15 protein-coding genes are annotated in these 13,176 nt (G+C 66.2%); 7 read left to right on the forward strand and 8 right to left on the reverse strand.

Annotation, left to right across the window (positions count from 1 at the left end; translation table 11 throughout):
• Window positions 1-78 precede the first annotated feature (78 nt).
• Entirely contained in the window at window positions 79-1,368 is a 1,290-nt protein-coding gene (gene aroA / locus I7X12_RS00270) for a 3-phosphoshikimate 1-carboxyvinyltransferase (protein WP_198061896.1), read from the forward strand.
• 21 nt (window positions 1,369-1,389) lie between these two features.
• Here aroA and msrA read toward each other — a convergent pair whose 3' ends face one another.
• From msrA to I7X12_RS00290, 4 genes are all read right to left on the reverse strand, one after another.
• Entirely contained in the window at window positions 1,390-1,947 is a 558-nt protein-coding gene (gene msrA / locus I7X12_RS00275) for a peptide-methionine (S)-S-oxide reductase MsrA (protein ID WP_198061897.1), read from the reverse strand.
• Between the two features lie 65 nt (window positions 1,948-2,012).
• The gene (locus I7X12_RS00280) at window positions 2,013-2,408 is read right to left on the reverse strand and encodes a PIN domain-containing protein (protein ID WP_198061898.1); all 396 of its coding nucleotides are present in this window, start codon (window positions 2,406-2,408) and stop codon (window positions 2,013-2,015) included.
• Entirely contained in the window at window positions 2,405-2,632 is a 228-nt protein-coding gene (locus I7X12_RS00285) for an antitoxin VapB family protein (protein WP_198061899.1), read from the reverse strand. Before I7X12_RS00285 ends, I7X12_RS00280 begins: the two co-directional genes overlap by 4 nt.
• 112 nt (window positions 2,633-2,744) lie before the next feature.
• On the reverse strand, window positions 2,745-3,749 hold the full coding sequence (locus tag I7X12_RS00290; RefSeq protein WP_198061900.1) for a hypothetical protein: 1,005 nt from the start codon (window positions 3,747-3,749) through the stop codon (window positions 2,745-2,747).
• Window positions 3,750-3,941: 192 nt separating this feature from the next.
• Between I7X12_RS00290 and I7X12_RS00295 the strand changes: the two genes are divergently transcribed.
• The 3 genes from I7X12_RS00295 (at window position 3,942) to I7X12_RS00305 (ending at window position 6,986) form a co-directional block, all read left to right on the forward strand.
• Entirely contained in the window at window positions 3,942-5,159 is a 1,218-nt protein-coding gene (locus I7X12_RS00295) for an RNA-guided endonuclease InsQ/TnpB family protein (RefSeq protein WP_198061901.1), read from the forward strand.
• 199 nt (window positions 5,160-5,358) lie between these two features.
• Window positions 5,359-5,748 (forward strand): IS200/IS605 family transposase, encoded by a 390-nt coding sequence (gene tnpA, locus I7X12_RS00300; protein ID WP_198061902.1) that lies wholly within the window; start codon window positions 5,359-5,361, stop codon window positions 5,746-5,748.
• Window positions 5,745-6,986, forward strand: a complete 1,242-nt coding sequence (locus tag I7X12_RS00305; RefSeq protein ID WP_198061903.1) for an RNA-guided endonuclease InsQ/TnpB family protein — start codon at window positions 5,745-5,747, stop codon at window positions 6,984-6,986. Before tnpA ends, I7X12_RS00305 begins: the two co-directional genes overlap by 4 nt.
• A gap of 54 nt (window positions 6,987-7,040) precedes the next feature.
• On the opposite strand, the gene I7X12_RS00310 is transcribed toward I7X12_RS00305, so the two are convergent.
• Window positions 7,041-7,475: a hypothetical protein gene (locus tag I7X12_RS00310; RefSeq protein ID WP_198061904.1), complete on the reverse strand. Its 435-nt coding sequence runs from the start codon at window positions 7,473-7,475 to the stop codon at window positions 7,041-7,043.
• A 38-nt stretch (window positions 7,476-7,513) separates the two neighbouring features.
• Here I7X12_RS00310 and aroC point away from each other — a divergent pair, with 38 nt between their 5' ends.
• Window positions 7,514-8,740, forward strand: coding sequence for a chorismate synthase (gene aroC / locus I7X12_RS00315; protein ID WP_198061905.1), 1,227 nt, complete (start codon window positions 7,514-7,516; stop codon window positions 8,738-8,740).
• A gap of 37 nt (window positions 8,741-8,777) precedes the next feature.
• Window positions 8,778-9,437: a uracil-DNA glycosylase gene (locus I7X12_RS00320; RefSeq protein ID WP_198061906.1), complete on the forward strand. Its 660-nt coding sequence runs from the start codon at window positions 8,778-8,780 to the stop codon at window positions 9,435-9,437.
• A gap of 35 nt (window positions 9,438-9,472) precedes the next feature.
• On the opposite strand, the gene I7X12_RS00325 is transcribed toward I7X12_RS00320, so the two are convergent.
• Together I7X12_RS00325 and I7X12_RS00330 are read right to left on the reverse strand one after the other, a co-directional pair.
• Window positions 9,473-9,895 carry a CBS domain-containing protein gene (locus I7X12_RS00325; RefSeq protein WP_198061907.1) on the reverse strand — a complete coding sequence of 141 codons (423 nt, stop codon included), beginning with the start codon at window positions 9,893-9,895 and terminating at the stop codon, window positions 9,473-9,475.
• A gap of 3 nt (window positions 9,896-9,898) precedes the next feature.
• Window positions 9,899-10,333, reverse strand: coding sequence for a universal stress protein (locus I7X12_RS00330; RefSeq protein WP_198061908.1), 435 nt, complete (start codon window positions 10,331-10,333; stop codon window positions 9,899-9,901).
• A gap of 131 nt (window positions 10,334-10,464) precedes the next feature.
• Between I7X12_RS00330 and I7X12_RS00335 the strand changes: the two genes are divergently transcribed.
• Window positions 10,465-11,226, forward strand: coding sequence for an HTH domain-containing protein (locus I7X12_RS00335; RefSeq protein WP_198061909.1), 762 nt, complete (start codon window positions 10,465-10,467; stop codon window positions 11,224-11,226).
• Between the two features lies 1 nt (window position 11,227).
• On the opposite strand, the gene I7X12_RS00340 is transcribed toward I7X12_RS00335, so the two are convergent.
• Window positions 11,228-13,099, reverse strand: a complete 1,872-nt coding sequence (locus tag I7X12_RS00340; protein WP_198061910.1) for a threonine--tRNA ligase — start codon at window positions 13,097-13,099, stop codon at window positions 11,228-11,230.
• Window positions 13,100-13,176 lie beyond the last annotated feature (77 nt).

Consider the following 13,176-nt stretch of genomic DNA (forward strand, 5'->3'; position numbering starts at 1 on the left):
GCAGCGGCGGCCGGGAACGGCGCCGCTAGCCTCGCCGCCTCCGGTAGTCTGATGCACCGGGGGACCGACCCGGAGCACATGGACGCCACTATCGAGCGGTCGACGGTCGAGGGACGGGCGCGCGCCCCGCCGTCGAAGAGCTACACGCACCGGGCGATCCTCGCCGCAGGGTACGGAGACGAGGCGACGGTCCACGACCCGCTGGTCAGCGCCGACACCCAGGCCACACGCCGCGCAGTCGAGGCCTACGGCGGCGAGACCGACCTCTCGGCGGACCGGTCGACTCTGCGGGTCTCGGGATTCGACGGCCGACCGGACGTGCCCGCCGACGTGATCGACTGCGCCAACAGCGGGACGACCATGCGCCTCACCACCGCGACGGCCGCCCTCGCCGACGGTCTGACCGTTCTCACTGGCGACGGGTCGCTCCGCTCGCGCCCGCAGGCCCCCCTGCTCGAGGCCATCGAACAACTCGACGGTCGCGCCGAGAGCACCCGCGGCAACGGCCAGGCACCGCTCGTGATCGGTGGCCCCGTCGACGGCGGCACGGCGTCGATCCCCGGCGACGTGTCCTCGCAGTTCGTCACCGCGCTGCTGATGGCCGGCGCCGTCTCCGAAGAGGGGATCTCCGTCGATCTGGAGACCGAACTCAAGTCCGCGCCGTACGTCGACATCACGATCGAAGTGCTGGAGGCGTTCGGCGTCGACGCCGCCGAGACCGACGACGGCTACCGCGTCGAAGGCGGCCAGTCTTACACGCCCGACGGCGGCGAGTATCACGTCCCCGGCGACTTCTCCTCGATGTCCTACCTCCTCGCCGCCGGCGCGCTGGCCGCACCGGACGGCCTCGTCGTCGAGGGCGCCTACCCCAGCGCCCAAGGCGATTCGGCCATCGTCGACGTGCTCGAACGGATGGGCGCCGACATCGACTGGGACCGCGACGCAGGCGAGATCGCCGTCAGCCAGTCGGCGCTGTCCGGGGTCGAGGTCAGCGTCGCAGACACGCCCGACCTCCTCCCGACCATCGCGGTCCTCGGCGCCGCCGCCGACGGCACGACCTCGATCGTCGACTGCGAGCACGTCCGCTACAAGGAGACCGACCGCGTCAGCGTCATGGCCGACTCGCTCACCGAGATGGGCGCCGCCGTCGTCGAGGAGCGCGACCGCCTGTCCATCCGCGGCGCCGAGACCGATCTGCGCGGCGCCACGCTCCCGGGTCGCGACGACCACCGCATCATCATGTCGCTGGCCGTCGCCGGCCTCGTCGCCGACGGCGAGACCACCATCACGGCGGCCGAGGACGTGGACGTGTCCTTCCCCGGCTTCTTCGACACGCTCGCCGAACTGGGCGCGACCGTCTCGACGTAAAAGGGCGCGCTGCCGGGGGAGTCAGACGTTCTTCGCGGTCCGGTCGGCGAACTCCTCGCGGACCTTCTTGACCTTCGGCTCGGCGTGGAACTGGCAGTAGCGGTCGTTCGGGTTCTTGTCGTAGTAGTTCTGGTGTTTCTCCTCGGCCCGCCAGAAGGTATCCAGCGGCGCGATCTCGGTGACGATCTCGTCGGTCTCGTAGCTGTCGAACTCGCCGCCCTGCTGGAGGTTGTGGACGAAGCGCTCGACGACCGCCTTCTGTTCGTCGTCGTGGTAGTAGACCGCGGAGCGGTACTGCGAGCCCACGTCCGGCCCCTGTCGGTCCTTCGTCGTCGGGTCGTGGATACGGAAGAAGACTTCCAGCAGGTCCTCGTATGCGATCGTCTCCGGGTCGTACTCGACCTGGACGACCTCGGCGTGGCCGGTCGAGCCCGAACAGACCTGTCTGTAGGTCGGATCGTCGACGTCGCCGCCGGCGTACCCCGAGGTGACGTCCTCGACGCCGGATAGTTCCTCGAACGCCGCCTCGATACACCAGAAGCAGCCGCCCGCGAGCGTCGCCGTTGCTGTCTCTGTCATTACCCGAGATTAGGTGTGGAGCCGTTTGAACCCAGCGACGGCCACACGGTCACCGACGGACCCACCTACGGAGCCGACACGTCGAGCCCGTCGATTTCCTCGAAGTCGGCGTCCGTCGTCACGACGGGTTCGTCGAGCTCCATGGCGGTCGCCGCGACGATGGCATCGCCGTGTCCGAGCCGAACCTTCGAGTCGGACCCCTGGTGGACGCCTTCGAGTTCGCCCGCGCGCCGACCGATGCTGTCCGTGAGTTCGACCGTCGGTTTCCCCGAGACCAGCCGCCGGAACGCGCGCCGGTTCGCCTCGGCCGCCGACCCTTTCCCGACGGAAATGAACCACTCGAACGTGACGATGGTCGGGATGCGGAGCGGGACGCCGCCGTCTTCCAGTTCGCGAGCGTGCGCCAGCGCTCGGTCGGACCCCGCGTCCAGTTCGATGAGAAAGTCGGTATCGAGGATCATTCCCGCAAGCGCTCCATCTCCTCGCGCTGGGCGTCCTCCGCCGCGTCGATGGCCGCTCTCCGCTCCTCGGCGGACGGTCCGCCTTCGAGGTCGGCGGCGAAATCGAGCAGCGTGTATCCGTCGGTCAACCGGTCGATAGCCTCGCTGAACGTCTCCCCGTCGAACTTCTGGCGCTTGATACGTTCGTACACCGATTCGTCGAGCCGGACCTGCTTCGTCCCCATGTGTAAACGTCGTTGACAGCGGCGCATAGAAGTTACGGCCACTGTGGCGGGCCGGACGGCAACGAAGGCGCGCTGTCAGCGACCCCTCGACGAACGGGGCCTGCGGAGGGGATCAGTCGTCGCCTAGGGCGCCGTCACCCGGGGAGATACCGTCGATGTCGCCGCCCGCGCGGTCGCTGCGGACGAATCCGCCGCCCGCGCCGGTCCGACGGCTGACGGCCGAGACCCGCAGGACGTAGCTTCCGACGAGGATGAACGGGGCGAGCGCGATCGCCTCGACGGTCACCACGAGGAAGTGCGTGGTCGGAACGACTTCGAGGAAGTGCATGAACGAGGCGGTCGTCGCGACGGCGACAACCGAAGTGAAGACGAGGTTCCGCGAGAGGTCGGCGAACTCCCGTCTGACGTACAGCGAGCGGAAGTACGCCCGGGCCGTCGCGAAGTACTGGAGCAGTCGCAGCAGGTCGCCGATCGACTCGTCGGTCTCGGCCGGGAGCGCGTCGGCGTGAGTCGACCGAAGCCCCCGGAGGTCGTTGATCTGGCTGTCGTGGTTGTAGTCCATCATCGCGACGACCAGGTCGACGTTCGAGGTGGCGCCGTCGAGCCGTTCGTTCATCTCGCCGGTCTCCTCGGCCAGCGAGGAGAGATAGGCGTCGAGGTCCGCACGCAGGTCCAGGTCCGCGGCGTGGAGGTCGTCGTCGATCGACTGCGCCAGTCCGAGGATCTCCGCCGAGAGGAGTCGAACCAGCCGCGCCGGGTCCGCGGGGACGTGGTCGGCGTCGATCACCGATTCGAGCTGTCGGCGGAACTCGACGACGCTACGGACCCGCCCCAGCTCGCGGTCCAGCGGCGTGTCGCTCCCGGTGACGAACAGCGAGTTGACCGAGACGACGATCGAGAATAGCAGGAAGTTCCCGCTCAGCAGGGCGCCGACCAGCGAGACCGTCGTCGCGTCGTGGGCCGGCTCCCCGGCGAGCGTCCGTTCGAGCGCGTAGCCGACGACGCCCACGAGGAGAAAGCCCGTCACCAAGGTCACCGCCGCGACCCGGACGCGGTCGCCGGTCAACAGGACCCACCGGCGGAGCCGCGTTGTCGACGCTGGGGTCCCGTCGCTCATCCGGTCGACCTGACGGCCGCTCGTGCTTAGTGGTTCCGCTGAACGCACGCCCTCCGCCCACCTAATTCAGCGAGGGAGTCCCGCCGTTCACGGCGGACGGGAATCGCGCAAGCTCCGAGAACCGAACAATATTCAACGACCCAGCCTACTCCCAAAAATTTATATATAAATTAAGTTATATGTTGTGTGTAGATGGAGATTCAGCGTACCGCTGTCGTCAAGCTCTCCGTCCCCGACGAGCGGCGCGACGACCTGAAACGAACGATGAATACGTTTCGGGACGCCGCACAGCGGTTTGCCGACCGGGGGTGGGGCGGCGACGACGACGGGTACGTGATAACGTCGCGCTCTCGACTTCAGCCGCTTGGCTACGACGAGATACGGGAAGACACAGGGCTACACTCGGATTTGACGGTGGCCGCTGTCAACCATGCCGCCGACGCACTCAACGGTTGTGTGGATAAAACGAAAGAGGGAGAACAAACCTCGAAGCCCGTGTTCACCTCGAACACGACTGTCTACAACACCAACGCGATAAGCTACTTCGACGGTTACTGTTCGTTGGCCGCATACGGCAGTGGGCGTGTTCATGCCAAGTACGTCTACCCGGGCGACTCGCTCCAAGCCGAATACATGGAGAGTGACGAGTGGCAGAAACAGGGCGCGAAACTCCGCTACGACCGCCAGACCGATACCTACTACCTACACGTTTCCGTCAAACAGGAACGCGACGAGTCGTCGGAAGAAGCCGAGAGCCGAACAGTTCTCGGCGTAGACCGGAACGTGGACGGGTATCTGGCTGTCACCAGCACAGGTGCGTTCATCGGCAACGCTGACCTGCTGAATCACAAACGCCGCGAGTACGAACGCCGCCGTGGCAAACTCCAACAGCAGGGCACGCGAAGCGCCCACCTAACAATTCAGTCTATCGGTGACACCTTTGCTAACTGGTCAGAAAACTTCCTGCACCAAGCGTCGAAACGGCTGGTCGAAGAAGCCGTGTCACAGGGCTGTTCTGTTATCGTCTTCGAGGACTTGGAACAGATACGCGAACGTATCTCGAACGCCTCGAAATTCCAGCAGTGGGCGTTCCGCGAGTTGAAACGACAGACGACGTACAAGGCCCGTGGCGAAGGAATCGCCGTCGAGTCAGTCCATCCGGCGTACACCAGTCAACGCTGTAGTCACGCCGACTGTGGCTTCACGCACGAAGACAACCGCGACGGCGACGACTTTGCCTGTCAGGAGTGCGGCAGAGAGCTACATAGCGACTACAACGCGGCACGGAATATCGCACACAGGTACGTCCAGAATCGGCTCAAGTCTGGTTCTGGACGGGCGACCAATCACCTCGCCCTCAAGTCGGGGACGTTGAACGGGAACGGCGACTACTCGCCTTCCACGGTATAGTGGATAGACCGGGAGTCCACCGACAAACCTCGGCGTTCACGCCGAGGTAGGTGATACAGACCGATAGCGCATACCTCCGTCTTCAGGCGGAGGTCAAGCGATAGGCATAGTGCGTCAATCCACAAGCCCCGCCATCACTGGATTTCCCACGCTCCAACGGAGGTATTAAGACTTCGATGGATCATAGTGTGCAATACGGATGAAGACCACACGGCACGCGACCTACAACCTCAACTACCACATAGTGTGGTTGCCGAAGTACCGCCAGTCGGTACTCATCAACGAGGTCGCCGACCGTGTGCGAACCATCCTCCACGAGATCGCCGACGACAAAGGCTTAGAGATTATCGACCTGACCGTTCAGCCCGACCACATCCACCTGTTCGTCAGTAGTCCACCGAAGCACGCGCCCTCACTACTTGCCAACTGGTTCAAGGGTATCTCCTCGCGGAAATACAACCACCGCTACGCCGACAACGACGGCGAGAAGATTCGATGGGCACGGGGCTACTACGCAGGAACGGCGGGGCACGTCTCCACCGAAACGGTGCAAGACTACATCCAGCGTCACGAGGAGGGCGACCAATGACCGAACTCACCAAGACGTTGGAACTGAAACTGGTAGACCCGAACGCACACAAACGGCGGAAACTCCGCGAGACGCGAGATGCCTACCAGCATGCCCTTCAAGATGCGTTCGACGCTGGTTGTACCACTCAGACCGAAGCGAACGACGTGGTGGTCAACTACGACCTGTCGGGGTACGCGAAGAATGCCCTCAAAAAATACGTCCCGCAGTTGACGACGACGACGTACAACGCAGGCGACCTTCACGACGACCACCCTGTTCGGTTCACCAACGAGGGGCTACGCCTCGACCACCATCCCGAGAACGCTATCGAGTGGTACGTCAAAATTCCGCACCACGAGGACTACCACCTCTGGATGCCAGCACAGCCGAATCCTGACCAACGGAACTGGCTGGAAGCGTTGCACGCTGGTGACGCCGAAATGGGCGAAAGTCGGCTGTTCCAGCGGGACGGGACGTGGTATCTGCACGTCACCGCCACCCGCGACGTGGAGGATCGTTCCGAGGTATCCACCGATGAACGAACGCTTATCGGAGTGGACATCGGGGAAGCGTCACTCGTCACGGTGTGTCACCGCGACGACCACGGTTCCCCGACTCACCCCGAACTGTGGGCCGACGAGGGCAAAACCGTTCGTCGGCTGCGCAAGACCTACTTCACCGCTACGCGACGGCTTCAACAACGTGGAAGCGACCGTCTCGCCGAGTCGTTCGGTGACGACCTGTGGAACCAGATAGACGACGTGTTCCATCGTGTCACCCGCGAAGTCGTGGAGTACGCCGAATCCGTCGAGAATCCCGTACTGGTTCTGGAAGACCTGACGTACATCCGAGAGTCGATGGACTACGGCGAGTATATGAACCGCCGTCTCCACGGCTGGGGGTTCGCCAAACTCCACGCGCAGATACGGTACAAAGCCGTCGAGAGGGGGATCCCCGTCGAGACGGTGAACCCGCGTAACACGTCGAAAGAGTGCTATGCGTGCGATGAAGTCGGGTATCGCCCGAAGCAGGCGACGTTCACATGCACGAACGACGACTGCTGGGTGGGCGAGTACCAAGCGGATGTGAACGGGGCGATAAATATCGCAGACCGCTACCTCAGCGGAGAGAGTCGTTCCAGAGAACACCCGAACGACGATGACTCGGCTGAGGATGGGGCGCATTTGACCGCGCCACAAGACAGCCAAGCCGATGCTGAAACCCAGCAGTTGACGCGTGGAACGTATGCGTCTTGAAACCACATGGCCGTTACGCTCGGCCTGAAATCCCATGGCGGGATTCCCGCGTCTTCAGGCGCGGGAGGAGGTCAAGTTCGTAACCCGTTCCTCGAGAGCGAGCGTGAAGCGAGCCGACCCATTCTCGACCGGCCCGGCTGTGCCGGTCACGACCGGTGAGTCGATCCGCTCGTCGCCGTTGACGAGTACCGAGATATCTCCGAGTGTCCACGGTCGGACGTCGCTGAACCGCAGTTCTACCGTCCGGTTGTCCGTCGCCGAGCGGTCTCTGACTGGATCACCGCGGTTGACTATCGCGTCCGCCGCGGGGGCGGTGAGTCCGCCGACGGCGCTCTCGCCCCTTTCGGTCCGCTGGTCTGCCGATATGTGCCAATCGAACGACTGGAAACGACGAAAAGCTATGGGTGCCAACCACCGGTGGCCGGACGCAGCCGTCGGTGCCAAGGGAGTCGCAGTCTCACCGCGCGGCGCGGTCAGGTTCGCCCACATCTTCAGAACTATATGCCAGGGTCACACATCTGCAAGTAATGAACGGCAACGAGTTCGGCCGTCTCTTCCGGTTCACGACGTTCGGCGAGAGCCACGGGGAGGCGATGGGCTGTACCGTGTCGGGCTGTCCAGCTGGGGTCGAGATCTCCGAGGACGTCGTCCAGAAGGAACTCGACCGGCGCAAACCCGGCCAGTCGATGATCACCACCTCCCGGGGTGAGCCCGACGAGGTCTCGATCAAGTCGGGGACGCTGGAGGGCTACACCACCGGGACGCCGATCGGGATGGTCATCCAGAACAAGGACGCCCGGTCGGGCAAGTACGAACCCTTCATCACGGCGCCGCGCCCCTCTCACGGCGATTACACCTACTCCGCGAAGTTCGGGACGCGAAACTGGGGCGGCGGCGGCCGCTCGTCGGCGCGGGAGACCGTCAACTGGGTCGCCGCGGGCGCCGTGGCGAAGCAGGTCCTCGACCAGTCCGAGTACGACGTGCAGGTCAAGGCCCACGTCAACCAGATCGGCGACATCACTGCCGAGGACGTGTCCTGGGAGGACATGCTCGAACACACCGAGGACAACGAGGTGCGGTGTGCCGACCCGGAGAAAGCCGAGGAGATGCGTGACGCGATCGACCGTTACCAGGAGGAGGGCGACTCCATCGGCGGCTCGATCTACTTCGAGTGTCGCGGCGTCCCGCCTGGGCTGGGCGCCCCGCGCTTCGATTCGTTCGCTGCCCGGATGGGCAAGGCGATGTTCTCGATCCCGGCGACGACGGCCGTCGAGTACGGCCAGGGTCGCGAGGCCCGCGACATGCGCGGCGTCGACCGCAACGAAGACTGGGAGTTCGACGACGGCACGCGCGACGACGTGGTCAGCGAGGAGGGCGACCCCGTCCCCGTCGGCAACGACCACGGCGGCCTGCAGGGCGGCATCACCACCGGCGAGCCCATCTACGGCGAGGCGACCTGGCACGCGCCCGTCTCCATCCCGAAGAAACAGGAGACCGTCGACTGGGAGACCGGCGAGAAGAAGGAGGCACAGGTCGTCGGCCGCCACGACCCGAGCTTGCCGCCCCGAGCCGTCCCCGTCGTCGAGGCGATGCTCCGCGTGACGATCCTGGACTTCATGTTGCTCGGCGGCCGTATCAACCCCGACCGCCTCGACGGCCGGCCGGGCGAGTACGATACCGCCTACCACCCAGAGAGCCCGCAGAACGACCCCGACGACGCCGACACGATGACCGAGTCGGTCGACGAGGACTGATGAGCGGCGAGCCCCTACACCGCACGGGACCCCCATAATGGACGCACGCCAGGACGAACTGTCCAACCCGTTCGGGATGGACACCGAGTGCACGAACTGCCCCGAGTTGGTCGAGACGCGCGAGCGGATCGTCCACGGCTACGGCGACGTGGGCGCCGATTTCGTCGTCGTCGGCGACCAGCCCAGCGTAGCCGCCGACGAGACCGGCGTCCCCTTCGCCGGCGACCAATCGCTCGTGTGGGACATCCTCGACCGCGTCGGCCTCGTCGAGGGCGACCCCGGCGCGGCCGAACCGGAACCGGACGAGGTCTTCCTGACCTACGTCACCCGCTGTCGCCACCCCGACCGCGTCGCCACCGACGAAGAGGTCACCGCCTGCGAAGCGTATCGCTCCAGCGAGCTGCGGATGATAAACCCCGAGATCATCGTCCCCGTCGGCCAGCGAGCCATCGAGGCGCTGGCCTTCCAGTACACCACGAAGAGCGAGGACGAACTGGACGTGCGAGAACTGCACGCGACGACGATGCGCGGTCGTGGCTTCGAACTCGTCCCGATGCTCGACCCGGCCGACCAGACGCCCGAACAGACCGAGGCGTTCGTCGAGCACTTCGCCGAGTTGCTGGGGACCGACTACCGCCAGACGAAGGGACGTCAGGGCAGCCTGGAGACCGGGCGCGGTCCCGACAGCGACGAGTAGCCGACGGCGGACGCGACAGCGCGTCAGCCGCCGGGTTACCAGTCCCGCTCGGCGATGTCCGAGGCGGCCGCGGCGGCCTCCTTCCTGAGATCCGCGACGTGATACACCACGTCGGTGAGCGTGACGATGCCGACCACCGACAGCTCCTCCGTGACGATCACCTTCTTGACGCCCGCCTCGGCCATGGTCCGGGCGACGCGCTGGACGGTCCGGTCGGGGTCGGTCGTCACGAGCGGCGGTCGGGCGAGATCGCGGACGGCGATCGACCCCAGCGGTCGACCGCGCTCGTGGGCCGCCTCCAGCGCGTCCGTCTCGGTGACGATCCCGGTCGGCGTCTCGCCGTCGACCACGACGACGCTGCCGACGCCCTCCGCGAGGAGTCGCCCGACGGCGTCGTCGAGCGTCGCGTCGACGCCGACGGTCACCACCTCGGTCGTCATCAGCTCGCGGACGAGCATCGGTCAGTCGCCGATATCGACGACCAGAACGGGCGTGTGTACGTCTTCGAGGACGCGGTCGGTGACGCTCCCGAGGTTCTGGACGCGGTCCCGGCCGGTCCGGCCGTGCGTGCCCATCACGACGAGGTCGATGCCCGCTTCGTCGACGTACTCGACGATCTCGCGGTGGGGGATACCGTCGCGGAGCTCCGTCTCGACGACGAGTCCCTCGTCTTCGAGGTCGACCTGCAGGTCTTCGACGGAGCGCTCGCCCTCGACCTCCAGCGACTTGACGATCTCCGCCTTCGTCTCGGCCTCCGCCGCGCGGTACCGGCGGCTGTCGACGACGTAGAGCACGTGAACCGTCGCGTCGTTGTCCCGCGCGATACCGATGGCGTGTTCCACCGTCTCGGTCGTCCCCTTGCTTCCGTCCGTCGGCAACAGGATATCGTCGTACATGCCCGTGGATTGGTGGTCGGGGTAAATAGTGGTAGGTGACCGTTCCCGACGACAGGTAGCTGCCGCGGACGTCGCCGAGAAACCGGGCCGACAAGGTTTTGAGAGTTGCTAGCAAACACCGTACGATAGTCATGCAGGGGGGAACAGGTGCGAACGAGACGCTGATAGAGGTGTACGTGCGGTCGTTGCGGCCGAGACCGGGACGGTCCCAGCGGCGCGCGCTCGACAGGCTGGACGCGCTGGCGGCGGCCGGCGAGATCGGGGGATACGAGGTCGTGGTCTGGGGGGACCGCGCGCCGCCGTCGCCCGATGCGGTTCGGACGCGTGCGGGGCGGTTCGTGCTCGACCGGGTCACCGTCTTCCAGCGGTGGGCCGAGCGAAACGGTGCGTCGATCGAGGGCGCGTTCGCCGTCCGGACGGTCGACTCGTCGGTCACGGGTGAGCGCCACGACGAACTCGTGCTCCCCCGACTCGTCGCGGCCGCGGTTCGGAACGGTCGTCTCCTCGCGGTCGCGCCCGCGACGGTCGACGGTGGCCATCGCTCGATCGAGGCGTTCCTCGACGGACTCGAGGACGGAGCGCTGCCCGGCGAACGGTCGGTCGAGATCCGTCCGCTCGGGGCGGCCCGAACCGCGGAATCGACACCGACGGACGACCGCGACCGTCGAGAACCCCCGTCGGCTACCGGTGAGACGACCGCGAGACCAGAGGCGGCCGACCGCAGTTCGACGACCCGTCCGTCCCCCGCGGAGTCGGCGGCGGGACCGGCCGAAGAGGGGTCGGTGAAGCGGTCGGGCGGTCGCGGCGACCGTCCTGTGACTCACGGAGGCGGAGAGGGCGAGGCTGGCGAGGGTCGCGGCGGTTCGGGGCGGACGTCCTACCCGCCGTACTGACTCACCGCCCGGTAAAGTTCGGGTGATCACCGACGTGTTGCGGGAGGTAGCGCCGCTTACGCGGCAGTCCCGCGGTCTCCTCGCGGACGCGTTCGCCCAGCGTATCGAGCGTCAGCTCGATTTCGGTGTCGTCTGCGCGGACGTTCACGTCGAGTCGCCCGCTGTCGAGTTCGCGGTCGCCGACGACCGCGTAGTAAGGCACCCAGTCGGTCTCGGCGCGGGCGATACGCTTGCCGACCGTCTCAGAGCGGTCGTCGACGTCGGCGCGGATGTCCGCCGAAGCGAGGTCGTCGACCAGTTCGTCACAGTACTCGACGTGTTCGTCGCCGACCGGGACGAACCGCACCTGCGTCGGCGAGAGCCAGGTGGGTAGCCGCGGCGTGTCCATCGTCGCCGCCTTCTCCAGCAGCGCGGCGATCACCCGTTCGATCCCGCCCGACGGGGAGTAGTGGAGGATCGGCGGGTGGTGGCTCCCCTCCGCGTCGGTGTAGGTGATATCGAACCGCTCGGCGCTCTCGACGTCGATCTGGACCGTCGGGTTCTCGATCGGCCGGCCCAGGCCGTCGATCGCGGCGAAATCGATCTTCGCCGACCAGTAGTGGCGGCGTTCGGGGACGACCTCCAGGAGGACGGGTTTACCGAGTTCGTCGACTACCTCCGCGACCCACGCCTCGTTGTCCTCGTAGAACTCGCGGGTCACCCGCAAGGCGGGCTGGTAGTCCAGCCCGAGGTCGTCGCTCGTCCGCAGCGAGAGCGTCGCCTGGCGCAGTAGCTCCCGGCGAGCGCCCGCCATATCGGCGGTCGCGGTGTGCATGTCCGGCATCGTGAACGACCGCAGCCGTTTGAGTCCCGTCACCTCGCCCTTCTGCTCGCGCCGGAACGAGTACGTCGACAGTTCGTAGATCCGCAACGGGAGGTCGCTGTCGGCGACGTGCATGTCCCGCATGATGGAGAACTGGCCGAAGCAGGCGGCGAATCGGAGCATCATCCGGCGGTCGCCAGACTCGAAGCGGTACTGGCGCTCCCCGAACTTCCCGGCGTGCTCGTCGATTGCGCGAGCGCCCAGGTCGTACATGACCGGCGTCTCGACGGGCATCCCGCCGTAGTCGACGACGAGGTCGTTCACGTACTCTATCAGGGAGTCCCGGACGAGCTTTCCGCGGGGGTACCATCGGAGGTTCCCCACGTCCGACAGCTCGTCGTAGCCGGCGAGGGACTTCTCCTGCATGAGTTCGACGTGGGGCGGCTCCTCGCCGGGCGAAGCCGTCACGCCCTCGACCTCGCTCTCGACGAACGCCCGCATCCCCTCGCTCACTTCGGATTTGGCCGCGACGGCCTCGTCGGTCGAGCCGTCGGGCCACAGCAGGAGCCACTCGCTGGGCTCGCGCTCGGTCTCCCCCTCCCCGCCCTCGCCTTCGTCCCCTCCGGCCCCCGCTCCGTCGCGGTGAGCGGCGACGTGTCGCGACAGCTCCGAGAGCGGGTGGCCCTTGCAGGCGACCTCGAAGGACTTGTACCAGCCGAAGGGCGCCCGCAACACCTCGTATCCCTCACCTTCGAGTTCGGTCTCCAGGTCCCGCATGACGGACTTGGCGGCGTCGGGGCTCGCCAGGTCATCGCTGAGATGGGCGTACGGGTAGAGCACCACTCGATCCGTGTTGAGCTGGCCCGTCACGTCCCGGAGTTCGTCGGTCGCGTTCGCGACGACGCCCGACAGGTCGGCCTCGTCGTCGGATTCGACGCTGACGAAGGCCGTCACGCACTCCTCCATGCGCCCCTCCATCGGGACGCCCTCCGTCTCGGCGAGGTCGTCGGGGCCGGCCTCCTGGCGGGCCTCGAACTCCAAGTGGTCGGAGTGGACGAACAGGAGTCGCATACCGAACGGTCACGCGGCGGCGCAAAAAGTGTGCTGGCGAGGCCGGAGACCCCTTCAGTACGGGCGACTCGGCGTCG

The sequence above is a fragment of the Halosimplex litoreum genome (genome assembly GCF_016065055.1).
Lineage (GTDB): Archaea > Halobacteriota > Halobacteria > Halobacteriales > Haloarculaceae > Halosimplex > Halosimplex litoreum.

Bases quoted from the DNA above. Each gene is read 5' to 3' on its own strand.
- I7X12_RS00325 (WP_198061907.1), bottom strand. From the start codon at position 9,895: ATGCTCGTCCGCGAGCTGATGACGACCGAGGTGGTGACCGTCGGCGTC.
- aroA (WP_198061896.1), top strand. From the start codon at position 79: ATGGACGCCACTATCGAGCGGTCGACGGTCGAGGGACGGGCGCGCGCC.
- I7X12_RS00285 (WP_198061899.1), bottom strand. From the start codon at position 2,632: ATGGGGACGAAGCAGGTCCGGCTCGACGAATCGGTGTACGAACGTATC.
- I7X12_RS00320 (WP_198061906.1), top strand. From the start codon at position 8,778: ATGGACGCACGCCAGGACGAACTGTCCAACCCGTTCGGGATGGACACC.
- I7X12_RS00310 (WP_198061904.1), bottom strand. From the start codon at position 7,475: ATGTGGGCGAACCTGACCGCGCCGCGCGGTGAGACTGCGACTCCCTTG.
- aroC (WP_198061905.1), top strand. From the start codon at position 7,514: ATGAACGGCAACGAGTTCGGCCGTCTCTTCCGGTTCACGACGTTCGGC.
- I7X12_RS00305 (WP_198061903.1), top strand. From the start codon at position 5,745: ATGACCGAACTCACCAAGACGTTGGAACTGAAACTGGTAGACCCGAAC.
- I7X12_RS00295 (WP_198061901.1), top strand. From the start codon at position 3,942: ATGGAGATTCAGCGTACCGCTGTCGTCAAGCTCTCCGTCCCCGACGAG.
- I7X12_RS00280 (WP_198061898.1), bottom strand. From the start codon at position 2,408: ATGATCCTCGATACCGACTTTCTCATCGAACTGGACGCGGGGTCCGAC.
- I7X12_RS00290 (WP_198061900.1), bottom strand. From the start codon at position 3,749: ATGAGCGACGGGACCCCAGCGTCGACAACGCGGCTCCGCCGGTGGGTC.
- I7X12_RS00330 (WP_198061908.1), bottom strand. From the start codon at position 10,333: ATGTACGACGATATCCTGTTGCCGACGGACGGAAGCAAGGGGACGACC.
- msrA (WP_198061897.1), bottom strand. From the start codon at position 1,947: ATGACAGAGACAGCAACGGCGACGCTCGCGGGCGGCTGCTTCTGGTGT.
- tnpA (WP_198061902.1), top strand. From the start codon at position 5,359: ATGAAGACCACACGGCACGCGACCTACAACCTCAACTACCACATAGTG.
- I7X12_RS00335 (WP_198061909.1), top strand. From the start codon at position 10,465: ATGCAGGGGGGAACAGGTGCGAACGAGACGCTGATAGAGGTGTACGTG.
- I7X12_RS00340 (WP_198061910.1), bottom strand. From the start codon at position 13,099: ATGCGACTCCTGTTCGTCCACTCCGACCACTTGGAGTTCGAGGCCCGC.